This window comes from Thioalkalivibrio sp. AKL19 (assembly GCF_000420165.1).
GTDB lineage: Bacteria > Pseudomonadota > Gammaproteobacteria > Ectothiorhodospirales > Ectothiorhodospiraceae > Thioalkalivibrio.
This window is the reverse complement of record NZ_ATUK01000016.1, coordinates 1-24230: the sequence shown is the minus strand read 5'-3', so window position 1 is coordinate 24230 and position 24230 is coordinate 1. Positions and strand designations below refer to the sequence as shown.

The 24230-nt window shown below is 64.7% G+C and carries 17 protein-coding genes and 4 pseudogenes; 13 read left to right on the top strand and 8 right to left on the bottom strand.

Going from position 1 to position 24230, the window contains the following annotated elements; all coding sequences use genetic code 11:
• Window positions 1-21: 21 nt before the first annotated feature.
• On the bottom strand, window positions 22-570 hold the full coding sequence (locus F817_RS0112130; RefSeq protein ID WP_024327901.1) for an OsmC family protein: 549 nt from the start codon (window positions 568-570) through the stop codon (window positions 22-24).
• Between the two features lie 416 nt (window positions 571-986).
• On the opposite strand from F817_RS0112130, the gene F817_RS0112125 reads away from it, so the two are divergent.
• The 10 genes from F817_RS0112125 (at window position 987) to F817_RS0112080 (ending at window position 13836) form a co-directional block, all read left to right on the top strand.
• Entirely contained in the window at window positions 987-1841 is an 855-nt protein-coding gene (locus tag F817_RS0112125) for an ABC transporter ATP-binding protein (RefSeq protein WP_024327900.1), read from the top strand.
• 44 nt (window positions 1842-1885) lie between these two features.
• Complete coding sequence (locus tag F817_RS0112120; protein WP_024327899.1) at window positions 1886-3169, top strand: ABC transporter substrate-binding protein; 1284 nt, start codon at window positions 1886-1888, stop codon at window positions 3167-3169.
• Complete coding sequence (locus F817_RS0112115; RefSeq protein ID WP_018938548.1) at window positions 3166-4005, top strand: ABC transporter permease; 840 nt, start codon at window positions 3166-3168, stop codon at window positions 4003-4005. The genes F817_RS0112120 and F817_RS0112115 overlap by 4 nt, the downstream gene beginning before the upstream one ends.
• 197 nt (window positions 4006-4202) lie before the next feature.
• The gene (locus tag F817_RS0112110; protein ID WP_024327898.1) at window positions 4203-5852 is read left to right on the top strand and encodes a sigma-54-dependent Fis family transcriptional regulator; all 1650 of its coding nucleotides are present in this window, start codon (window positions 4203-4205) and stop codon (window positions 5850-5852) included.
• Between the two features lie 188 nt (window positions 5853-6040).
• Complete coding sequence (locus F817_RS0112105; protein WP_018169997.1) at window positions 6041-7495, top strand: CmpA/NrtA family ABC transporter substrate-binding protein; 1455 nt, start codon at window positions 6041-6043, stop codon at window positions 7493-7495.
• 3 nt (window positions 7496-7498) lie between these two features.
• On the top strand, window positions 7499-8347 hold the full coding sequence (gene ntrB, locus F817_RS0112100) for a nitrate ABC transporter permease (protein ID WP_018169998.1): 849 nt from the start codon (window positions 7499-7501) through the stop codon (window positions 8345-8347).
• A gap of 28 nt (window positions 8348-8375) precedes the next feature.
• On the top strand, window positions 8376-9287 hold the full coding sequence (locus F817_RS0112095; RefSeq protein WP_024327897.1) for an ABC transporter ATP-binding protein: 912 nt from the start codon (window positions 8376-8378) through the stop codon (window positions 9285-9287).
• 34 nt (window positions 9288-9321) lie between these two features.
• Window positions 9322-9768, top strand: coding sequence for a cyanase (gene cynS, locus F817_RS0112090; protein WP_024327896.1), 447 nt, complete (start codon window positions 9322-9324; stop codon window positions 9766-9768).
• 127 nt (window positions 9769-9895) lie between these two features.
• A complete protein-coding gene (locus tag F817_RS0112085) occupies window positions 9896-12349 on the top strand; it encodes a bifunctional diguanylate cyclase/phosphodiesterase (RefSeq protein WP_024327895.1) in 2454 nt (817 codons plus the stop codon).
• A gap of 236 nt (window positions 12350-12585) precedes the next feature.
• On the top strand, window positions 12586-13836 hold the full coding sequence (locus F817_RS0112080; protein WP_024327894.1) for a site-specific integrase: 1251 nt from the start codon (window positions 12586-12588) through the stop codon (window positions 13834-13836).
• Between the two features lie 422 nt (window positions 13837-14258).
• On the opposite strand, the gene F817_RS0112070 is transcribed toward F817_RS0112080, so the two are convergent.
• Window positions 14259-15194, bottom strand: a complete 936-nt coding sequence (locus F817_RS0112070) for a LuxR C-terminal-related transcriptional regulator (RefSeq protein ID WP_024327893.1) — start codon at window positions 15192-15194, stop codon at window positions 14259-14261.
• A 310-nt stretch (window positions 15195-15504) separates the two neighbouring features.
• Here F817_RS0112070 and F817_RS14360 point away from each other — a divergent pair.
• Window positions 15505-15705, top strand: a pseudogene (locus F817_RS14360) (transposase); the annotation flags it as partial.
• Window positions 15706-15892: 187 nt separating this feature from the next.
• On the opposite strand, the gene F817_RS0112065 reads toward F817_RS14360, so the two are convergent.
• From F817_RS0112065 to F817_RS0112040, 6 genes and pseudogenes are all read right to left on the bottom strand, one after another.
• The gene (locus F817_RS0112065) at window positions 15893-17221 is read right to left on the bottom strand and encodes a DUF2254 domain-containing protein (protein ID WP_024327892.1); all 1329 of its coding nucleotides are present in this window, start codon (window positions 17219-17221) and stop codon (window positions 15893-15895) included.
• Between the two features lie 38 nt (window positions 17222-17259).
• A pseudogene (locus tag F817_RS13825) lies at window positions 17260-17911 on the bottom strand (IS1595 family transposase).
• Window positions 17912-18208: 297 nt separating this feature from the next.
• On the bottom strand, window positions 18209-19249 hold the full coding sequence (locus tag F817_RS0112055) for a fatty acid desaturase (protein WP_024327891.1): 1041 nt from the start codon (window positions 19247-19249) through the stop codon (window positions 18209-18211).
• A 371-nt stretch (window positions 19250-19620) separates the two neighbouring features.
• Window positions 19621-20958: an FAD-binding oxidoreductase gene (locus tag F817_RS0112050; protein WP_024327890.1), complete on the bottom strand. Its 1338-nt coding sequence runs from the start codon at window positions 20956-20958 to the stop codon at window positions 19621-19623.
• Complete coding sequence (gene cfa, locus F817_RS0112045; RefSeq protein ID WP_029681126.1) at window positions 20955-22085, bottom strand: cyclopropane fatty acyl phospholipid synthase; 1131 nt, start codon at window positions 22083-22085, stop codon at window positions 20955-20957. The genes F817_RS0112050 and cfa overlap by 4 nt, the downstream gene beginning before the upstream one ends.
• Window positions 22086-22671: 586 nt before the next feature.
• Window positions 22672-23364 (bottom strand): hypothetical protein, encoded by a 693-nt coding sequence (locus tag F817_RS0112040; RefSeq protein WP_024327888.1) that lies wholly within the window; start codon window positions 23362-23364, stop codon window positions 22672-22674.
• 250 nt (window positions 23365-23614) lie between these two features.
• On the opposite strand from F817_RS0112040, the pseudogene F817_RS13820 reads away from it, so the two are divergent.
• Together F817_RS13820 and F817_RS0112030 are read left to right on the top strand one after the other, a co-directional pair.
• A pseudogene (locus F817_RS13820) lies at window positions 23615-23881 on the top strand (transcriptional repressor LexA); the annotation flags it as partial.
• A pseudogene (locus tag F817_RS0112030) lies at window positions 23863-24230 on the top strand (transposase); the annotation flags it as partial. The pseudogenes F817_RS13820 and F817_RS0112030, both read left to right, overlap by 19 nt.

Below are 24230 nucleotides of genomic sequence, written 5' to 3'. Positions count from 1 at the left end.
CGTTGGGCAGAAGGACCGGAATCAGGCCAGTTCGACGCTGAGCTTGACCGGGTTGCGCATGGTGTTGGCCACCGGCGACCAGAAGTCGGCATGGGCGACCAGCTCCTTCAGCTGTTCCTCGCTGGCATCCCCTTCCAGATTCGCCTTGACGCGGATATCGGAGAAGCCGAGGTGCTTGTTCACATCGGTATCCCCGACGCCCCATACGGCGGTCACGTTGATATCGCCCTCCAGGGTCAACTCGAGCTTGGTCAGCGTGATGCCACGGTCGATGGCGTTGGCATGCATGCCGACCGACAGACAGGCGCCGAGGCTGGCCAAAGCGGCCTCGGAGGGGTTCGGCGCGGTGTCGTCGCCCAGCAGATGCGGCGGCTCGTCGATCACGTGGGCCTCGAGGTCGCGCACGAAGGTCAGGTTGCGGAACTTGCCCTCGCAGACCGTGGTGGCCTTAAGCGTCACGACGCTCTCGGGGTTGGCCTTGCCCTTGGCGGCGAGGTTATTGAGGCCGTCCTGGTCGATCGGCTCCAGGGCGTTGATGGACAGGGAGGTGGTGGCTTCGGCTGCAGACATGGTGGTGCTCCTGATAGTTGGGATTCGTGGATCCCCGGCATTCGACCGGGTCGTCCATCCCGGTGCAGAAGCCGTGCCAAAACCGTGCGGACCGCACCACAAAGCCATTTCCAGCTGGGCCACCCGAATCCAACCCATCCCCCCGTCGGACAATCCGTCCGCTTTGTCCACTCGAACTGGTCCGCATTGTCCGGATTGTCCACTTCTCGCCCCCCACGCCGGATCCCCCCCGCTTCTGCGATGCCTCGTTCGCCGCTCCCTGTATTGCGCACCAGCGCGCCGTTTCGCCCCCGGTCCAGACGAAATTCCCGGGCAACACGACGGGTTTGGCACGCCCCTTGTAAGGAACCCCCTTGAACGCGCCGCCGATCCGATCCATCCGGCGGCTCATGAACGAAGGTCAAGAGGGAAACGCCATGGGCGCCGCCATCTCCATCGACTACATCACCCACCACTATCCCGGGCAGGAAGCCCCCACGCTCAAGGACATCCAGGTCACCGTCGCACCGGGCGAGACCGTCGCCCTGATCGGCCAGAGTGGCTGCGGCAAGTCCACCCTGCTGCACATGCTCGCGGGCCTGCTGCTGCCCAGCGAAGGCTGCGTGCGAATCAACGGCCACCAGGTCATCAAGCCGAGCCCGCGCTGGAACATGATGTTCCAGAAGCCCTCGCTCTACCCCTGGATGACAGTGCGCAAGAACGCCTCGCTGGGCCTGATCTTCCAGGGCCGCAAGACCGACATGCGCGAACGCATCGACCAGCTGCTGGAGACCGTGGGTCTGAGCGAGAAGGCCGAGGTCAACGTGCAGTCGCTCTCCGGCGGCCAGCAACAGCGCGTCGCCCTGGCCCGCAGCCTGGCCACCGACCCCGAGCTGCTCCTGCTCGACGAACCGTTCTCGGCCCTGGACGCCTTTACCCGCGTCGCGCTGCAGGACGAAGTCACCCGCCTGGCCCGGGAACGCGGGATCTCGGTGGTGTTCGTCACCCACGACATCGAAGAGGCCGTCGCCATGGCCGACCGCGTGCTGGTCATGGGCTCCAACCCGGGGACCATCACCGCCGAACTGCCGATCGACATTGCCCACCCGCGCGATCGCAACAGCCAGGCCTTCGTCGACCGCAAGGCCGAACTGATGGGCTACTTCGGCGCCACCCGCACCCCGGCCACTGACAAGGGTTCAGCGGAGGCCGAAGCCCCGACGCCGGATACCGAAAGCGAACAAGACGAGTCTTCTTCATCCGAATCCCGGGCGCGCGTACGCGCCGCATGATCCACCTCCACCACTACCCCGAACCCGAGCGAGGAACCGCCACCATGTGCAACTGCGACAACCACCACGACATCGACAGCGAACTGGACCGGCTGCTGGATCGCAGCTTCTCCCGTCGCAACTTCCTGCGTACCGCCGCCGTCGGCGGCCTGGCCGGGAGCGGGCTTGCCCTGCCCGGTTCATTGTTCGGGGCCGAACCCGGAAGCCTCGAGGAGCCCGAAGGCGTCGTCAGCGACTTCGACGGCGTCGTGCGCATCGGCTACATCCCGATCACCGACGCGGCCGCCCTGCTGGTCGCCCACTCCGAGGGCTATTTCGAGGACGAAGGGCTGGAGGTCGCCGACCCGACCCTGATTCGCGGCTGGTCGCCGCTGATCGAGTCCTTCGCCGCCAACCGCTTCAACCTCGTGCACCTGCTCAAGCCGATCCCGCTGTGGATGCGCTACCAGAATGACTTCCCGGTGAAGATCATGTCCTGGGCCCACACCAACGGCTCGGCCGTAGTGACCGGCCGCCATGTGGATGTACAGACCTTCGCCGATCTCGGCGGCAAGAGCGTGGCCGTGCCCTATTGGTACTCCATGCACAACGTGGTCATGCAGATGGCCCTGCGCGACGCCGGCCTGACCCCGGTGATCCGCGACCAGGGTTCGGCCCTGGAGGCGCACGAGGTCAACCTGATGATCATGCCGCCGCCGGACATGCCCCCGGCGCTGGCCGCGCGCTCCATTGATGCCTACATCGTGGCCGAGCCGTTCAACGCGGCCGGCGAGCTGCTGGCGCGCGGCAACGTGCTGCGCTTTACCGGCGACATCTGGAAGAACCACCCCTGTTGCGTGGTGTGCATGAACGAGCGCCTGACCGACCGCGAGCCGGAGTGGACCCAGAAGGTGATGAACGCCGTGGTCCGCGCCCAGGGCACGATCCAGGAAGACAAGAAGAGTGTCGCCACCATGCTCTCGCGCGATGGCAAGGGGTATCTCCCGATGCCCGCCAACGTGGTGGAACGCGCGATGACGAACTACCACGACGACAGCACCTACGCCGACAGCGGCGCGATCCGTCACCCCGAATGGGAGAACGGCCGCATCGACTTCTCGCCCTGGCCCTACCCGTCGGCCACCAAGATGCTGGTCGGAGCGATGAACGAGACGCTGGTCGGCGGCGACACCACCTTCCTCGAAGGCCTGGACCCGGAGTTCGTGAGTGACGACCTGGTGAACTACGACTTCGTGCGCAAGGCGATGGAAAAACACACCGCCTGGCAGGGCGCCCCGGGCGTGGACATGGATTCGCCCTATGCCCGCGAGGAGGTGGTGGTCCTATGAACCGCGAAGCCACACTCTCCGTCGACACCGCGACCGTGGAGCGGCTCATGCCGCTGCTGCGGTTCGCGGACCAAGCGCGCCGGGCGCTGCAGTACCCGGCGCTGGGCATCGCCGGCCTGTTCGCCCTGTGGTACTGGGGCGGCTGGGCCATCGGCAACAACGAGGACACGATGGCCTTCGCGAGCTTCGCTCCGGGGCCCACGCTGGCGGCCTTCTGGGACATCGTCAGCTCCGGGGCCGTGTGGTCGCCGATCGAGTCCAGCCTGTACCGCGTGGGCTGGGGCCTGGCCTACGCCATTGCCATCGGCGTGCCACTGGGCGTCATGATCGGCTACTTCCTGACGCTGAAGCAGGTCACCCACGTGCCGTTCCAGTTCCTGCGGATGATCTCGCCGCTGGCCTGGATGCCGGTCGCGGTACTGGCCTTCGCCACCTGGGATGCGGCCATCATCTTCCTGATTGCCATCGCGGCCGTCTGGCCCATTACCTACGCCACGGCGCACGGGGTGCAACGGATCGATCCGATGTGGCTCAAGGTGGGCAACAACCTGGGCGCCAATCCGTACCACACCCTGCGCTACATCGTGATGCCCGCGATCGCCCAGGATGTGTTCGCCGGGATTCGCCTGGCGGTGGGTGTGGCCTGGATCGTGCTGGTGCCGGCCGAGTACCTGGGCGTCACCTCGGGGCTGGGCTACGCCATCAACGATGCCCGCGACACCCTGGAGTACGACAAACTGGCCGCCTTCGTGCTGGTCATCGGCATCATCGGCTATATGCTCGACGCCATCTGCGTGCGCCTGATCAAGCGCAGCAGCTATCACGCGGAGGGCTGATCCCTCCAGTCCATGTCCAGGCCCGGCCGTTTCTGGCCGGGCCTTTTGTGCGCACACAATACGGGCAAGCGCAACCCAACAGTGCAAGGCCCTGCCCCACCTCGAGGCAACCGCCTCGTCCCGACCCAGCCAGATACGCCCGAACGCCCTTCAGAACGTCGTTTCGGCGCTGGCAGGCTTTCTGCATGAGCCCTCGCATGGCATCGCAACCCGTACCCGATTCGGCGGCACCCGACCTGGCCACCCGAGAGCAGGAGATCACCCTGCTGCTGGAGGTTGCCAAGCTGATGGGCCGCTCCGGCGACCCGGATGCCGCGATCTACCGCATCCTCGGGATGATGTCCCAGCTACTGGGACTCAACCGCGGCCGGGTCCTGTTGCCGGATCCGAACAGTGGCCAGCTGCGTATCCGCCACGCCTACGGCCTGACCGATGCCGAGCGCGACCGCGGCAGCTACAGCCTCGGCGAGGGTGTCACCGGGCGCGTCATGAAGACCGGCCAGATCGCCCTGATCCAGGACATCGACAACGAGCCCGAATACCTCGCGCGCGCCATTGACCGTTCCACCCTGCCGCAGGAGACCGTCGCCTACATCGCCGTGCCCATCGTCCAGGACGAGCACGCCATCGGCGTGCTGGGCGTCCACCGGCTGCGCCGCCGCTCGCGCCAGTTCCAGGACGATCTGAACCTGCTGCGCGTCGTCGCCAGCATGATCGGCCAGGTCCTGCGCATCCATCAGCTGATCGCCGAACGCACCGCCGAACTGGTCTCGGAGAATCGCTATCTGAAGAGCGCCCTGGATACCCAGGGCGGGCAGTACGGCATCCTCGGCGAGAGCCCGGCCCTGCGGCACGTCCTCAAGCAGGTCCACCGCATCGCGTACACCCAGGCCACGGTGCTCGTGACCGGGGCCTCCGGCACCGGCAAGGAAAAGATCGCGCGCATGATCCACCGGATCAGCCAGCGCAACGCGAAGCCGTTCATCTCCATCAACTGCGCCGCCATCCCGGCGGACCTGCTGGAATCCGAACTGTTCGGGCACGAAAAGGGGGCCTTCACCGGTGCTTCCAGCGCCAAGACCGGGAAGATCGCCCTGGCCGACGGCGGCACGCTGTTCCTGGACGAGATCGGCGACATGCCGGAGGCGTTGCAGTCGAAGATCCTGCGCGTGCTGCAGGAGCGGGTGGTCCAGCCCATTGGCGGCAACCGCGACCTCCCGGTGGACGTACGCATCATCGCCGCGACCCACCAGAACCTGCAGGCCGCGGTGAATGCCGGGAACTTCCGGCTCGACCTGTTCTACCGCCTGAACGTGATCCCGCTGCACATGCCGGCCCTGCGCGACCGCGCCAGCGACATCCGCCTGCTCACCCGCCACTTCCTCGACCGCTACACCCACCTCCACGGCTGGAACGTGGTCGTCGACGAGGGCGTGTTGGAACGCCTGGAGGCCTTCGACTGGCCCGGCAACATCCGCCAGCTGGAGAACGTGCTGGAGCGCGCGGTACTGCTGTCCACCGATGGCCGCATCGGCACGCCGCTGATCGACGAGATCCTGCACGAGGAATCCCGCATCAGCCCGTTCGAGGCCGAGCGGCACGGCCTCCGCGACGAGCATGCACCGGCACCATCGCGGCACAACGAGCCCCGAACCCTGCCCTCTTCCGGCGCGTCCTGCACCAGCGCGGTGCGGCCGTATCAGCGCGTGCAGGCCACCGAGGCGGAGCGCCTGAAGCGCGCGATCGAGCAAACCGGGGGCAACAAGACCCGCGCCGCGATGGACCTGGGCCTGACCCCGCGGCAATTGCGCTATCGCCTGAAAAAGCTCGGCATAGAAACCACTTAGGCCCACCGCTCAGACACCAGCGGACCTTTTGTCCCCTTCGTCGACAATGTCGACCAATGGTCCGATCTCCCGGCACTCGCGCGCCGCCCTGGCGGCCCATTCCCCACGCTTGGCATGGCACCTGCAATGACCCTCGACATGCGCGGCAACGATGCCCGCATCGATTCGACCCACGAGGAGAGCCGACCATGCCGACCAAGAGTCTTCACGATCCCTTCGACGCCAACGCCGACCTGCGCCACGGCTCCAGCTGCCGCCACGGGCACACCGGTCCCGGCAGCTGCAGCTGCTTCGACACCGCGTCCCCGGACCTGGAAGAGAAACTGGAACGACGCGCCACCCATGAGCCCGTACAGGCCGATGCCCACGCCACCGGCGAGGACCTGAGCGACGAGGCCATGGTCGATCGCGCGGTGGAGAGCGCCATCGTGCGCGGCATGTTCGGCCACAACGAGATCAACCGCCGCCGCTTCCTGCAGATGATCGGGGGCGGCACGGTGGCCGCGGCCCTGGGCTCCATCCTGCCGTTGGACAAGGTCAAGGCCGCAATCAAGGACGGCGGGCCTCTGGAAAAGACCAAGCTGCGCGTCGGCTTCGTCCCGATCACCTGCGCCACGCCGATCATCATGGCCCACCCCATGGGCTTCTACGAGCGCCACGGCCTGGATGTCGACGTGATCAAGACCGCCGGCTGGGCGGTGGCCCGCGACATGTCGCTGTCCGGTGAGTACGACGCCTCGCACATGCTCTCGCCGATGCCGCTGTCGATGACCCTGGGCTCCGGCTCCTCGCGCGAGCACTACATCATGCCGGCGGTGGAGAACATCAACGGCCAGGCGATCACCCTGCACAACAAGCACAAGGACAAGCGCGATCCCAAGGACTGGAAGGGCTTCACCTTCGCCGTGCCCTTCGAGTACTCCATGCACAACTTCCTGCTGCGTTACTACGTCGCGGAACACGGGCTGGATCCCGATCGCGACATCAGTATCCGCGTCGTCCCGCCGCCGGAGATGGTCGCCAACCTGCGTGCCGAGAACGTCGACGGCTACCTGGCCCCCGACCCCTTCAACCAGCGCGCGGTCTGGGACGGCATCGGGTTCATTCACATGCTGACCAAGGAGATCTGGGACGGCCACCCGTGCTGCGCCTTCGCCTGCTCGGCCGCCTTCGCCGACGAGCATCCGAACACCTTCGGTGCCCTGTTCCGCGCGTTGATCGAGGCCACCCAGTACAGCTCGGATATCAACAACCGCGCCGAGATCGCCGAGGCCATCTCCCCGCGTGCCTATCTCAACCAGCCGCAATCGGTGGTCGAGCAGGTGCTGACCGGGCGTTACGCGGACGGGCTGGGCGAGGTCAAGAACGACCCGCACCGGATCGACTTCGACCCCTTCCCCTGGCACTCGATGGCCACCTGGATCCTCACCCAGATGAAGCGCTGGGGCTATGTGGACCGCGACTTCGACTACAACCGCCTCGCGGAAGACGTCTTCCTCGCCAGCGAATGCGCCGAAGTGATGACCGAGCTGGGCTACGAAGCGCCCAGTGACACCTACAAGAACTTCGAGATCATGGGCAAGGTGTTCGACTACACCGACCCGGAAGGCTATCTCGACAGCTTCGACATCCGCAGGAGCTAAGCCATGTTGAGCAATCTCAACTTCCGGGCGACCGTCCTCTCGCTGGTGATGCTCGTGGTCTTCCTGGGCGTGTGGCAGCTGGCCACCGCCCCGGAGGTCATCGCACCCCAGCAGGGCGAGTTGAGCGAGTACGAACAGCTGATGGGGGGCGGGGCCGATCGCAGTTCCAGCAGCGGCATCCCGGCCCCCACCCAGGTGTTCAGCCACGCCTTCGGCGAACTGAGCAACCCGTTCTACGACGCGGGCCCGAACGACAAGGGGATCGGCATCCAGCTGGCCTACTCGATCTACCGGGTCCTGCTGGGCTTTGCCCTGGCCGCGCTGATCGCCATCCCGCTCGGCTTCGTGATTGGCATGTCGCCGCTGCTGAACAAGGCGTTCGATCCGTACATCCAGATCCTCAAGCCGATCTCGCCCCTGGCCTGGATGCCGCTCGCCCTGTTCGTGATCCGCGACTCGAACATGTCGGCGATCTTCGTGATCTTCATCTGCTCGATCTGGCCGATGCTGGTGAACACCGCCTACGGCGTGGCCTCGGTGCGCAATGACTGGCTGAACGTAGCCAAGACCCACCAACTGTCGAACCTGCGCACCGCGTTCACCGTGATCCTGCCCGCCGCGGCCCCGACCATCCTCACCGGCATGCGCATCTCCATCGGCATCGCCTGGCTGGTCATCGTCGCCGCCGAGATGCTCGTGGGCGGCACCGGCATCGGCTACTACATCTGGAACGAGTGGAACAACCTCGATCTCGCCAGCGTGATCTTCGCGATCATCATGATCGGCATCGTCGGCTTCCTGCTGGATGCCTCCCTCGCCCAGGCCACCAAATTCGTGCGCTACGCCGACTGAGTCGGCGCAGCCCCAAAGGAGACCAAACATGAGCAAGGGATTCCTCGAGATCGAGAACCTGAGCCAGCGCTTCCCGCAGCCCGATTCCAGCGACCTGATGACCGTGTTCGAGGGCGTGGACGTGACCATCAACAAGGGCGAATTCGTCTGTTTGATCGGGCATTCCGGCTGCGGCAAGTCCACCATCCTCAACGTGCTCGCCGGACTGGCCACGCCCACCGACGGCAACGTGATCATGGACAACAAGGAGATCACCGGCCCCAGCCTCGACCAGGGCGTGATCTTCCAGAACCACAGCCTGCTGCCCTGGCTGTCGGCGCGCGACAACGTGATGTTCGCGGTGCGCGCCCGCTGGCCGAACTGGAGCAAGGCGAAACGCCTGGAACACGCCGAGCGCTACCTGCACATGGTCGGGCTGGACCACGCCATGGACCGCAAGCCCGCGCAACTCTCCGGCGGCATGCGCCAGCGCGTCGGCATCGCCCGGGCCTTCGCCATCGAACCCAAGCTGCTGCTGATGGACGAGCCGTTCGGAGCCCTGGACGCCCTGACCCGCGGGGTCATCCAGGAGGAGCTGCTGAAGATCTGGTCGGAGACCCACCAGACCGTGTTCATGATCACCCACGACGTGGACGAGGCGATCCTGCTTGCCGACCGCGTGCTGCTGATGACCAACGGGCCGCATGCCCAGGTCGCCGAGTCGGTCAAGATCGACATCCCCCGGCCGCGCACCCGGGCCACACTCCACCAGGAAGAGGCGTACTACCCGATCCGCAACCACCTGGTCGATTTCCTGGTCGAGGGCGCCAAGGTGATGTCGGCCAAGGCCCAGGAGGCCGCCGCGCGCGGCGACAACCCGCGTCACACCCCACGCATCGTCAACCCGGCCAAGTCGGAGGCCGAACCGGAACCCGGCCCGCGCATGGTCCGCGCGGTCTGATCCCGACCCTTTTCATCGTTCAAGGAGCATTCAGATGAGTCTCAGCAAAAGCGCCATGACCACCACCATCCTCGAGGCCAAGGAGAACCGCGGAACCACCTGGGCCGCGATCGCCGAGGCCACCGGGCTGCACGAGGTCTACGTGACCTCCGCCTGCTACGGCATGAACCACCTGGAGGACGACCAGGCCGACAAGCTGGCGACCTTCCTCGGCCTCGGCCCCGAGGTCTCGCAGGCGCTGCAGGCCTTCCCGCACAAGACCTGGGACAAGTCCATCCCGACGGACCCCGTGATCTACCGCTTCTACGAGGCGATCAACGTCTACGGCGACACCATGAAGGCGCTGATCCACGAGAAGTTCGGTGACGGCATCATGAGCGCCATCGACTTCACCATGGACATCGACAAGGTCGAGGACCCGAAGGGCGACCGTGTGAAGATCACCTGGAACGGCAAGTTCCTGCCCTACAAGAGCTGGTAGCGTGCCCCATCGGTCACGCGGCGGCCAGAAGCGCCGCGTGACCGCCCCTTCCCGCGAGCCGGTACCCCAGCGCCCGTTCGCGCCCCAACGTGTACGGCAAGTCCCTTCGCATAGTAGGCTCTTGCCGATGCGCCATCCATCCACCTTGCCCCGTCTGCTGATCCTGCTGATCAGCCTGTCCGTTGCCGCCCCCGCAATGGCGGCAAATAGTGACGGCGCCAGCGTATACACCATCGGCGTGCTGGCCTTTCGCGATGCCGAAGAGACCGCGAATCAGTGGCAGCCCACCGCCGCGTATCTGAGCACGCAGATCGACGCGGCCGAGTTCCGCATCCGCGCCCTGAACTATCCGGAGCTCGACCAGGCCGTCGCCGCGGGGGACATCGATCTTGTGCTGACCAACACGGGGCACTACGTGCGCCTGGAGGCCGAACAGGGCATCACTCGCCTGGCGACCCTGATCGTCGAGGAACAGGGCCAGCCCATCCGCCAGTTCGGCGGGACCATCCTGGTCCTCGACGAGCGCGAGGATCTCCAGTCGCTCGCCGACCTGCGGGGCCAGCGCCTCCTCGCCGTGAACGAGGACTCCCTGGGGGGCTGGCTGGCCGCCCACGAGGCCCTGCGCAGCGCCGGTGTGGACCCCCGGGAAGACCTGACCTCGCTGGACTTCACCGGCATGCCTCACCACCGGGTACTCGAAGGGCTGCTGGCCGGGCAGGCCGATGCCGGTATCGTGCGCACGGGCGTGCTCGAAGCACAGCTGCGCTCGGGCAATCTGGCCCCCGACACCCTGCGGGTGCTGGAACCCCGGGAGATCGCGGGATTCCCGTTTGCCCACTCCACCCGGCTCTACCCGGAATGGCCGTTCTCGCGTCTCGAACACACGCCGGACCACCTGGCCGAGGCCGTCAGTATCGCGCTGCTCAGCCTTCCCGCGGACCATCCCGCGGCGCGCGCCGGTGGCTACCACGGCTGGTCGGCGCCGCTGTCCTACGCCTCCGTGCATGCCTTGCTGGAGGACCTGGGACGCCCGCCGTATGACCGTCCGGTGGTCATCGACCTGCGCGCCTACTGGGAGGCCCGCCCGGAGGTCCTGCTCGGGCTGCTGGCCGGCCTGCTCCTGCTGAGTGGCCTGGCGGCGCTCTACTACCGGCGTCTCAATACCCGTCTGTCGCTGGAGGTCGAACAGCGCCGCGCGGCCGAGGCCCGCCTGCGCTCGCACGAGGCTCAACTGGCCTATCAGGCGGGACACGATCCGCTCACCGGCCTGCCCAACCGTACGCTGCTGCAGCAACAGCTGAACGAGGCCATGGAACAAGCCCACCATGGCAAGGGGCCACTGGCGATCCTGTTCGTGGACCTGGACCGCTTCAAGACCATCAACGACAGCCTGGGTCACCGCGTGGGAGATGACCTCCTGCAGATCCTGGGGGAGCGCCTCACGACGCGCTTCGAGGCCCGAACCGTTGCACGCATCGGGGGGGACGAGTTCATCGCGATCATCGACGACGTCGCCGAACACCGCGAACTCGAGGCCCGTGCCCGCCAGCTCCTGGCGCTGATCGCCGAACCCTTCGCGGTCGGGGGCTGGAACGACCTCCAGGTGGGCGCCAGCATCGGCATCGCCCTGTTCCCCGACGATGCCACCGAGGCCGGCGACCTGATTACGCAGGCCGACGCCGCGATGTACGAGGCCAAGGACGCCGGGCGCAACACCTTCCGTTTTTACCGCACCGCCCTCACCGATGCCGCCAATCAGCGCCTGGAGACCGAGAACCGGCTGCGCCGCGCGCTGACACAGGGCGAACTGGAGGTGTTCTACCAGCCCCAGATCAAGACAACGTCCGGGGCCATCACCGGCGTCGAGGCACTGGTGCGCTGGCGCGACCCGGAACGCGGTCTGATCGCGCCGAACGTGTTCATCCCACTGGCCGAGGAAACCGGGCTGATCGCGGATGTTGGCGCGTTCGTCCTGCACGAAGCCTGTCGCCAGGTCGTGGACTGGGACCGGGCCGGGCTCCCGCCGCTGGAGATCTCGGTCAACCTTTCGGCCCGCCAGGTCGCCGCACCAGGCCTGCAACAGCAGGTCCGCCAGGTCCTCCAGACGACCGGCCTTCCGGCCCGGCGCCTGATCCTGGAACTCACCGAAAGCACCCTGATGGAGCAAACCGACACAACCCGCGGCACCCTGCAACAGCTCAAGCAGCTGGGCGTGGCACTGGCCATCGACGACTTCGGCACTGGCTATTCGTCGCTGGCGTACCTGAAGGAATTCGCGATCGACATCCTGAAGATCGACCAGACCTTCGTGCGCGACCTTCCCGAGGACCGCAACGACGCCGAGCTGGCCGTGACCATCATCGGCATGGCCCACAACCTCGGACTGGACGTCCTCGCCGAGGGGGTGGAAAGCGCCCCACAACTCGGATTTCTCGCCTCCCAGGGCTGCGACGCCTGGCAGGGCTATCTGTGCAGTCCGCCCTTACCGGCCGATGCCCTCGCCGATCACGTCCGGCGACATGCGCCCGAGCACTTCGCCCGCCACCCTGCCGCGCCCGCCCGGCGCCGAGCGAACCCGTAACCCGCAAAAAGAAAAAGGCCTGCGACAGCAGGCCTTTTTCGGTGTTTGGTGGAGCGGAGGACCACCGCCCCGGTGTTTCAGTAGGTCTCACAGAGCCTCTCTATCTCTCTGGTTCTTCGGCCCTTGTCCGGACTCCCCGTTCTCTCCTTGTTGAACTTCGTCTCAACCTGTAGCATCCAAGAACATCTTTTTTGGGTATACAGGAGGCACTACACAAAAAGCCTCCACATAACTCTGTGAGGGACGACGTGCCGAAGAAGGCGAAGGAGCTAACCGCCATTGAGGTCAAACGGATCGACCGTCCAGGCTTCCATGCGGTGGGCGGCGTGTCCGGCCTGACGCTGCGGGTGACGGACACCGGATCGAGGCAATGGGTGTTACGCGCGCGCGTGGCCGGAAAACGTCGCAACTTCGGTCTTGGAGGATTCCCCGATGTCATGCTCGCACAAGCGCGTGAGCGGGCTCGGGAGCTCAAGGATCAGCTGTGGCGAGGGATCGATCCAGTAGTCGAACGCAGGGCCGCAGAGGACGCCAGGCGCGCCGAGGAAGCCAAGCGACTCACCTTCGCCGAAGCCGCCCACCAATGCCATGCCGCGAAGCAAGACGAGTTCCGCAACCTGAAGCACCGCAAGGATTGGATTCGCTCGCTGGAGCACTACGCCTTCCCGACGATGGGCAAACTTCCGGTCTCCGCTATCGAGTTGGGGCACGTCAAAGCCGTATTGGACCCGATCTGGAAAGAAAAGACCGAGACGGCCAGCCGGATACGCCAGCGCATTGAATCGGTGCTCAGCTGGGCCACCGTGAGCGGTTATCGCGAAGGCGACAACCCGGCCCGCTGGAAAGGGAACCTGGAGGTTGCGTTGCCTGCCCCGCGCAAGATCCGCAAGCGCGACCATTACCGAGCCCTGCCCTGGAACGATGTCCCAGCATTCATGGAGGCGCTGCGCCAACGGCCCGGCATGGGCGCACGGGCGCTGGAATTCGCCATCCTGACGACCGCCCGATCGGGTGAAGTGCGCGGCGCAACGTGGGATGAAATCGATCTGGACGCCCGAACATGGACAGTGCCTGCTGAACGGATCAAAGCGGGCAAACAGCACAGGGTTCCGTTGTCCGATGAAGCCGTGGCCCTGCTGGAAGGCCTGCCCCGCTTCGCGAACTCCAATTTGCTATTCACCGCACCCCGAGGCGGTGCGCTGTCCGATATGAGTATCAGCGCCGTCTGCAAACGCATGCAGGTGGACGCGGTACCGCACGGATTTCGATCGACGTTCAAGGACTGGGCCCGCTCCTGCACCACCTACGCCGATGAGGTGAGCGAATTAGCGCTGGCACACGTCAACAGCGATGCCACCCGAGCGGCCTATGCCCGCGATGAGTTGTTACCTCAGCGGGCGCGACTAATGGCGGATTGGGCGCGGTTTCTGCGCGAAGGGACGCCAGACGGGGCCACCGTTACCAGCATCGAAGATGCTCGGGCCTGACAGGCCTGCGCAAAGAGAATCGACGTCGAGACCCTGAACGTGAACATCGCCTCGGGCATCCCGGTCCACTTTAGTCCTTCACCTTCCGGCCGCCCTCGACTTGCTTCAGCGTCTGAACAATCTGGCTTTCCGTAAACCGACTCTTGCGCATCTCGGCCTCCTTTGGCTCTAGTGTGCCCGGAAACCTCCAGTTTTCAATGGACCGAATTTACGGGAAGGCGACAGTGGGATTTGTCTGCCCGGGGAAGGGGAACCCCGACCTTCAACCGTTTTGTGCAACAGAGCCGCTAATCCTTCAAAGGACGAAAAGCGCGATGAGCCAGGCAAGCTCGAAGCATGAGGCCATTGGTAGCATGGGCGCTGTACAGTAAGCAGTCATTCGGGGGCGAACGGGAAGTTGCGCCGGCAAGCGGGCTTGTCGGTCAGTCGATGAGGCCTAGTGCGCGGGCCCGGGCGACTGCCTCGGCGCGGCTGTGGACCCCGAGCTTCTTGTAGGCGCGCTCTGCTCGTTGCTTCGCGGCTGCCCGTGAGATGCCGAGTTTCTCGGCGATGACCGCGAAGGTCAACTGAGTGGGCAAGTAGCGCAGGACCAGTGCCTGAGCCATGGTAATCGATGCTGCTTTGATGGTGGCGGCACCTTCTGACACAGCCTCGGCGGCTGCTTCGTGGGCAGCGGCGGCGATGAGGCCGGCCTCGATCAAGGCGTCGACGGCCTCGTGGGCGGCTGCTTCCTCCACAAGCCCTGCAGTGATCAGCGCCTGTATGGCGCGAGCGGCAGCGGCACCGCCGATCGCTTCGGAGGCTGCGATCGACTCAGCTGCATGGGTCTGTGCCGCCAAGGCCGAGAGCAATGCGTGGGCTTCGGCGGCCTGCGCTGCCGCAATCTCCGTCGCTGCCTGCTCCATCGCTGCGACCTCAGAGCCGACGAACAGCCCGGTTTCGGGCGTGAGGAATCCTTCGCCCAACAGTGTGCCACCGGTCTCGGCGATCACGTCGAACAGTGGCTGCGCCCAACTGTGCTCAATGAGCAGGAATGCGAGTGCCGTCCCCGGCGACAGGGACTCGATCAGTGCCCATGCGTCCGCCGCATTGAAGCCCGACGAGCCATCGCCCACTGCGGTTTTCACGTGATGGGCACCGTCGAGTGGGATGATGCTCGCCAAGAGAACGCCGAAGTCCTCGTCGTCACCGATGACCAGGCGCTGGATCGTGCCGTCCTCGTCCTTAGCAACGAAGAGCATGTCGATGAGGCGCAACACTCCTCGACCTTGCAGTCGATCGACTTCGGCCAGGACCCGGACTCCGCTGTCGGCGCCGGGACCGAAACCCACCGCGATCACCTGTAACGGACTAAGCATCTAGCAGCCTAAAAATGATGGTTTCCACATATTGCCGACTTCCCTTAGTTCTGGTCAACAAAAACCGGACACTTTATTCAGCGCGTTTTCGCACTCTAAAGGTGACAGATCACCGGCGGCCGTATGACGCCGCTCCAGGTTGTAATACCTAGTATAGACTGCCACGTCCTGCTTCATATGTTCTATCGCCGAAAGATCCGGACGGGTTCTACCCCGTTAACGCGGACACTTACGATGAGTCCCATACTGAGCCGAAGGAATGTTCATGTCGAAACGTAAACGTTACACCCCCGAATAAAAGCGGGAAGCGGTGTAGTTGGTCCGTCGATCGGACACAAGCTGCCGGCAGATTGCCCTGGAGCTAGGTATCAGTCCGAACCTGCTGACCCGCTGGGTTCGGGAGGCGGAGGCCGGGGCCAGCAAGGCCTTTTCCGGTACTGGGGCGCCAAGGGATGAGGAGGTCGCGCGTCTGAGGCGCGACCTGGCCCGGGTGACCAAGGAACCGGATTTTTTAAGAGACGCGGCCGCGTACTTTGCCAAGGGATTATCTCTCAGCAGTTTCTGCAATGCTCGTGTGGGGATGGAGAGATATCGATCTCAGCCCAGATAAGTAGCGCAGTTGGCGGGTCCGTCGTCGGGGTCGCTATAGAACCGGGGTACTGCTGCCGGGTTGCCTGATCATCCGGTGCGGCCCTAGGCTATGCGTTTGACTTTAACGCCATTTGAGCCGCCTGATAGCTGCCCTCGATGTCGGCCATGTCGGAGGCTCCCGACGCCCCGCAGCGGCCGGCTTCGGCGATGATGACGGCGTGATCGTACAAAGCGTCGCGTTGGCTGGACAGGCGGACGTTGACCGCAAGCCGCGCAATGGTGTTGAGCATATGGATGATGACCGCGGGGTGGGTAGCTCCGGCTCGGCGGATCTGGTGGAAAGCGACGTCCATGAAATCACGGAAGCTCGGCGCTCGGCCAACCACGCGCACCACGCCGGCCTCATCGCAAAACACCTCGGGCTGGAGTTCCCGCCGCATCAGTTCGCCGAGCGCAGCGCCCAAGCGATCGATAACGGCAGTGGCGGTGAAGGGATCGTTGATGCCCGACGAAAGCGCGCGCACGGCGATTTCGACCAGGTGGCGGATCGAGAACTCCAGATCCTGAACCTCCGTGCGATCTTCGCCGACCAGGATCGCGCCTTCGATTTCGGTCACCAGACCCGGCTCGGGCAGGCGCCCGGGATAGATACTGGCCTTGTGCGATCCTCGCATGACGAAATCACCGGCACGGAAGTCCAGGCGGACCACCGCCTTGTGCCGGCAGGCGATTTCCACGAGGTGCGCATACTTGATCGCCTGCACATAGCCTTCTTCGGATAGCCACAAAGAAGCCGCATGTTCATCGAAGTCGGCCGGCAGCACGTCATCCGCCTTCGGCCGCTCAACGGGAGGTTGACCTTCGTCCTTCGCCGGCAGAAGGCGTGAAATCGAATCGCGGAGATCTCTGTTGACACGTCGGATCGCTGTATCGGAAATGATCGACCGAGCTAAAATGTGGATAAAAAACAGCAGCGCGAACAGGTTGATGAGGGCGAGCGCAGTGCCGATCGTGATCGCAATGTGCGGCACCGCGGAAATGTCGAATTCGCTGTCGAGGGTGCGAAGCACTAGCAGGCAATAAATGATGGTCATGAGGAAGGTGCCGAACACGATCTGTGTGCGGAGATCGCCCATGAAGTTGCCTACCAGTCGTGGTCCAAGTTGACTGGCGGCTAGCGTCAACACCACCATGGTGATCGATATTACGAGTGTCGCCATCGTGACCATTGAGGAAAAGACGGTCGACAGCAAATTGCGGGCGTCCTCCGGCCCGCCGCTGTGGAGCCAAAACTTTCGGGCCTCCTCCTCCGGCAGGCCGGCATCAAGGTTAAGGGCTATAACAGCCAGCCCGACCGCGCCGACAGCCATGAGCGTGGGCACAAACCAAAAGCCGGTCCGCAGGGTTGCCCAGAGATTGTAGAGACGGCTCAGCATGGTCGACCTCGCAGGATGGAATACAATCCAACACCTCATTAGCACGAATGCTCCCCAAACCGTAATTCGCGTTCCGGCCGCCGACCGCAGTGCACCACAGCAATCAGCAAGCGCTGCGGCAACGTGGCCGGGTCGAAGCGTCGGTTGAACCGGTATGCGAACGCAGCCAGGTAGCGGGCCGCATTATTGGAGGAGGCAAAGGCGTGGTAGGTCCCGCTCAGACTGGTCTTCAGATTGCCGAGCACGGTGTTGATCCACTGAAACTCCGGCAGGTCCTTCGGCTTGCGGCCGCCGACCACGGTGGGCTGGTGCGCGCAGTCGGCCATGGTGACCGCGTTGAAGCGGGCCAGACCGTCGGAGTATACGGTGCAACCCGGCGCCAAGCTCTGGCGCGACCAGTCCCACAAGGCTCGGAAGGTGAAACCCGGAACCGGGGACAGCTTCACGCGCAGCGGGTGTTCGTCCTCGGTCAGCAACACCGCGGCCACGAACGGGACCTTGTTCTCCGACCCGCGGACAGCCTTAATCACGCCGTGCGCCGTGCGCCGCGCTACCGCAGCGCGGGCAGCGAAAGCCATCGGGCCAGCGGGTCTGCTCCAGCGCCGCTGCGCATTGTGCCTCGGTGCCGTACTGGGCGATGAACTCGGGCATCGACATTCCTGCCTGAAACTGATTCCGATTCTGGGCCATGCTGCTGCGCTCCGTTCTGGGCGCAGGTCCAGACTACGCCCGGTGGTGGCTCACAGAGTAAGCCTGCGGAGCATCCGTGCTAATCAGGTTTCGCTTTAGGCTCCAGAGCTTCCGTGGCCGCCTTGTGATCAAGCCTCGCGAATACCTCATCGAACGAGCCATCTGCCAGACAGGGGTGCAGCCCGAGCCACGCACGCAGGATTTGCCTGTATCGCGCTTGCACGCCTATCTTCCGCGCCTGACTGACAAGTCGAGCGCGGGCGACCTATTCCCTGCCGGAGAACTCGCTCTTCGCGCTCACGCGCGCACCGGAGGCGTCTCCGCGTTCGCGTGCTCGAAGGGGACCAGACGCCGGCGCTCCTCGTCCCACAGGGCGAGTCGTGCGCAATGGAGACTTTGCCGCAGCGTGAGACGACTAATCTCGCGAAGCTGCGGGAAATCCTTCAGCACCTCGGGCAACCGGTAGAACGGGATGCGGCTGGCGAGATGATGGACGTGGTGTACCCCGATATTCGCGGTCATCCAGCGCAACGGAGCCGGCAGATCATAGTAGGAGCTCCCATAGAGCGCGGCTTCGCGGAAGGACCACTCCTCGTCGTGCGCCCAGCGCGTATTCTCGAACTGGTGCTGCACATAGAACAGCCAGACGCCGATGGAAGAAGCCAGAATCGCGATCGGCAGGTGCACCAGAAGAAAGGTTCCCACCCCCACCAGCGACATCATCGCTATGACGACCAGCACGATGGCCGCATTCGTACCCATGGTGCTCAGCCACGGCATCCATCCCGCGCGCATGAACCCGACGGGTACGCGGTTCTGCAACATGAACAGGTAGACCGGCCCCAGGCCGAACAGGATCAGCGGGTGGCGGTACAGCCGGTACCGAAGACGCTGCATCCGGGGCTGGGCCTGGTATTCGCGCACACTCAAGGTGTCGATGCCCCCCTCGTCAGCGCGATCCAGGTTGCCAGAGTGCGCGTGATGGAGGGCGTGGGTGTGGCGCCAGAGGTCGTAGGGCGTGAGCGTCAACACCCCCAGGGCCCGTCCCACCCAGTCGTTGGCGCGCCGGGACGGAAAGAAGGAGCCGTGGCCGCAGTCATGCTGGATCATGAATACCCGCACGAGAAATCCAGCGGCGGGTATCACCAGCAGCAGACCGAGCCAGTAGCCAGCGCTCACGCTTGCCCAGGTCAAAAACCAGAAAAGGCCGAACGGGATCACCGTAACAAGCAGTTCGAAGACGCTGCGGGCGAGGCGCGGCGCACGATAAGCGGACAGTGCCCGCTGTAACGCTCGGGGATCACCGGTTGTTTCTTGGTGCAGTACTTCTGGATCCATGTATGGACTCCGTAATAGGCTCGACCTCCAACCTACGGGTTCGCAACCCATCGCCGGCGTGCCGGTTTCTGACACAGAGCCATCGCCCCGATACCGGTCACAATAGCCATAGCCTCTTAAGCCATATTGGACCCATGCGCGTTCACCGTCTGTTCGATACCGCACACCGAACCCGCGATGCCGCTACCCGGCGCGGGCAGCCCCAGGGTGGGGCTCAAAAGCGCAAACTACGTTGATGCGGTCGGACCACGACAACCAGGACGCGCGACGGGGCATTCACCGTGGATCGCGATCTTGCCGGTCTCCGCGATTTCCCGGCGCGCAATCAGCCAGGGTGGACAAGGATTTTCCGCCTGGAGGAAAAACCGGCCTCAGCCCCGTTGCACCGCCTTTTCATAGAGTCCCGGAAAGCGCCCTTCGGGATCGCACTCGTGTTTGAGGGCCTCGTAGGCCGGGCGGTCGTAGTTCTGCCAGAAGGTCGCTTCGTCGTAGGTACTGCGCGAGTACAGGCTCTTCTTGCCGCCGTGCTTCGCGACCAGTGCCTCGACCCTCGCGTTGTAATAGCCGTCGGGCTCGCTGGAGCGGACGATGTCCCAGAAGCCGAAGTTGATGTACGCCGTATCGGGACGCAGCTCGAACAACGAGAACCCGGCCTCTGGCACGACAAACGGGCAGATCCACACCGGACGGATCCCGATTTCGGCCTCGAAATCTTCCAGAAACGCCGCGGCGCTGGCGATCGGGATGTCGACGTCCTGGATCACCGCCTCGCTGCGCGGCCGTACGGCATGGAGCAGGCTCAGCGGCCAGCGGCGGCTGGCGCGCATGATCTTCTGGTAGGTCACGCTCGACAGGCGCTTGCGTCCGAGCAGCAGCCGCACCGGCTTGAGATGGGCGCCGACGTTCTTGCTGCACCAGAACCAGTCGGTGTCCCAGCGCCAGAGGTAGTCGTGGATGCTCAGATAGTCCTCGCGCCGCTCGCGCAGGCTCTGCCAGTACTGACGCATCCAGGTGTAGTCGCTGGCCTCGGTGCCCGCCGGCGGCGCTTCGACACAATGCGCGCGGGTCAGCACGAAATCGCCGGGAGCGAAGTACACGCCATCGAGAAACGCGCAGGTCGGGTGCGCGCATTCCTCGGCGATCGCGGCGAACAGTTCTTCGGGGTCGCGGAAGCGTGTGTGCTCGAGCCGGACATAGGGCTGCACCGGAATCAGCCGCAGCCGGACCCGCGTGGCGTACCCGAGGCTGCCGTAGGAGTTCGGAAAGCCGTAGAACAGTTCCGGGCGCTGCTCGCGCGAGCAGGTCAACACGCGGCCGTCGGCGACCATGACGTCGAGCTCGTCCACCATGTCGTGCACCAGGCCGTAGCGGAACGCGCCCGACTCGATGCCGATCCCGGTGGTCGCGCCGCCGACCGTGATGCTCTTGAGCTCCGGCACGATGGCCGGTGCCAGGCCGTGCGGCAGGGTTGCGTCGACCACATCGGCATAGGTCGTCATGCCCTCGACCTCGGCAACGCAGGCCTCGGCGTCGATCTCGATCACGTGGTTGAGCGAAGCCACGTCGATCTCGGTCCGGCGGGCCTCCTCGCGCGGCCTGAACAGGTTGCTGGTGGACTTTCTCAGGCGCACCGGCCCGTCGGACCCGGCCAGCGCCGCGGCCATCGCCTCCACACGATTGCGGTGGGCGGCCCAGGCGGCGCTGCTCATCGGACCGGCTCGTAACGCGGCAGATCCCCGTGGCTGAGCACGAGCTGCCAGAGATTCAGATGACGGGCCCGGAACGCGCCGGCACAGCTCAGCAGGTAATAGCGCCACATCCGGTAGAAGCGTTCGTCCAGCCCTTCGCTTTGTTTCAGCTCCGGCCAGGCGGCGACGAAATTGGCATCCCAGGCCATCAGGGTGCGGTCGTAGTCCGGGCCGAAGTTGTGCCAGTCCTCCAGCACGAACACCCCCTCCTTGGCCCGGGTGAGCTGCGCCTCGGACGGGATCACGCCACCGGGAAAGATGTATTTGGCGATCCAGCGGTCGGTGCTGCTGCGGCTGACGTTGCCGCCAATGGTATGCAGCAGCATCAGGCCACCGGGCTTCAGACGGGAGCGCGCGAGTTCGAAGAAGGCGCGAAAGTTCTTCGGGCCGACGTGCTCCATCAGGCCGATGCTCACGACACGATCGTATTGCCGGGATTCGTTGGCCGCCTCGCGGTAGTCCTGCTGCCGGATATCGACCGGAAGGCCCTCGCAGAGTCCTCTCGCGTACTCCACCTGCTGGCTGCTGATGTTGTAGCTGTCCACCTCGCAGCCGTGCTCGGCGGCCAGATACCGGGCCAGCTCGCCGAACCCGCCGCCCAGCTCGAGCACGCGCATGCCCGGCTCCAGATGCAGCTTGCGCGCGATCAGGTCCAGCTTCGCGCGCTGGGCTTCGTCCAGGGTCGCGTCAGCCCCGTCGGGGCCGTAATAGGCGCAGGTGTACTGCATGGTCGGCCCGAGCATGGACTCGTAGAGCCGGTTCGAAAGGTCGTAATGCTGCTCCGCGACCCGCCGCGAGCGCCGGCGACTCTGCTCGTTGCCGAGCCAGCTCAGCAACACCTGGCCAAGTACCGACGGCGTACGGACCTTGTCGTCCAGGCTGGCCTGGAGGATCCGGAAGAACAACTCGTCGAGCCGCTCGGTGTCCCACCAGCCGTCCATGTAGGCCTCTCCAGCACCGAGCGAGCCCTCGGCCAGAATGCGCTGATACAGGCGCTCGTCGTGGACCTGGAGATCCCAGGGCCGCTCGCCGCCGGCCTCGACGTCAGCGCTGCTCAGCAGTTCCGTGACTTGTTGTCTTGCTGACATGCTCGCGCTCCTTGCAGGAATCGGATGGCCGGGGTCCGGGCGCAATAACCGCGCCACATTAGCCTTAATCAGAGCTAGACCCAAGCTCGCAACGTTCCATTCTCCTCCGGATCCGGACGTCCCCGGAAGTGGTGCAGATCGAGGGTGGTGAAGCCACCGTGAGCCTTCGTTAGAGTTGCAGTCGCCGAACTCGCAACAACGAAGGAGAACCCCACCGCTCTTACTCCACTGGACGCGACTCGGGTTCTACCCCATTTCTGACAACCGAACGCAGGGATGGCATCAATGGCGAGTACGACTCATGCGAACGTGCTCCACGCCCCAGATCGGGCGAGAGCTTCAGGAGGCACCATCCAGCGGGAGTGATCCAGAACTGGCGCGGCGCTATGGCATCGCCGGTATGACCGTGCGCATGAACCGCCCCGGGTTTCCCGGAGTCCCGTTGGTTTGGGTCACGCTGCACGAACGGACCCCTGAAGTGGTTGATGGTAGTGCGCTTCGATCGCCGCCGGCGGTCCGAACCCCCACGTATTATCCCAGACGTGCACGATCGGCACCGCCCACGGCGGAGTAAATCGGTGTTTCCCTAACGGACGAGATCTGCTGTGCGGCGTGTGGTCGAGCCGAACCACAGGGGTTTGTCGACGACGAACTTCATCGACCGTTTCACCAGTCCTTGGCCGGGGAAGAAGCCAAGATCGAGCCAAAACCGGATCACCGCCGGAGCATCAAGATCGATGCTCTGCTCGATCGGCACCAGGAAGCCTTCGTAATCACCCGCCGGAGTCGCATACCGCTCTAGAGTGATGGGCATGACTCGGTGCTGGTACTCACCCGTGTGTTCAACCTCTTGCGTCTCTCTATTCACGACGGTGGCCCTGCCAGAGGCGCTCCATGTCCGGTCGGGCACGATCCTGCTGGGTAGCAGCACCACGGGTGGCTCGTACAGCACGGTCTGGCCTTGCGTCAGCACGTCCAGACCGGTCAGCACCACGCTGCCATCCCAAAGCTCGGAAAGATGGAGAATGTTGTAGTCACCAAATCGAACTTCCCAGCGGCCTTCACCGTCTGCGGGAATCAGTTCCAGCACGACTTGCCGTCCTTCTCCGTCTCCGTCGACCACCCTGAACGTGCTTTTACCGGGAACCAGAGGGAAAAGCTCCCCAGCCTCAACCTCTTGAACCGTCGATATCGGAGGCGCCGATGTCTCCGCGAGGGTGGCCCCGGAGGTGCAGAGGCCGACGCCGATCAGTATCGCTCGCGCGTAAGACTGGTACATCGCATCTCTCCTGGAGTCTGAGGGCAGGGTGCCGCGCAACACTCGTGGCAGTGAAACGACGTCAACGGCAGAACCGGTGCCACTGGCGGGGGATTGTGAGATCTCTCCTAGATTGTAGAGGACGTCCGCGTCGTGGTCCTCGGCGGTCCAGAGGTATTAGTCGGTTTCGCCGGTGAGTACAGGCATGGACGGCCTCGTTGCCAAATGCATGGTTGCCTGAAGCGGTTAGATCTGCCCCTTCAGTCGGGTTATGCGCTCACACGGCTCGCTGCACAAGCACATCCGGGCCCTGGAGGCCGCGGGATATGTGCAGGCCATCCGCGGGCGCCATCAAGGGGGCCGGCTAACTGACGGCTTGTTCCGCTCACCCTCTCGCGAAGACGAAGGTGCGGCAACCGGGTCATGGGGTACCCACACCCTGCCCCTGCTCAGACGCATCGCGGCCAACCAACCGATCGAGGCGCTGGCGAACCCCGAACCCGTGGAGGTACCCCCGGCCCTGCGCGGGCATGGCGAGTGATCAAATCTAGCCGCTGGTTGCTGTCGCGCAACCGGACGTCGTTGAACGCCGGCCAGGCGGTGCACCTGGACGAGCTGCTGCAGGCCAACCAAGCGTTACTGACGGTCTACCTCTTACGCGACGAACTCAAGAGACTGTGGTTCCAGCGCAGCCCCGAGCGGACGCACCAGGCGTGGCGGCAATGGGTGCAGCAAGCGCACGAGAGCGGAATCCAGGCCCTGCAGCGCTTCGCACGCCTGCTGGAGCCCTACCTGCCCGGCATCGTCTCGCGCTGCCGCCACCGGCTGAACACCAGCGTCGTCGAGGGCATTAACAACACGATCAAGGTCATCAAGCGTCGGGCCTA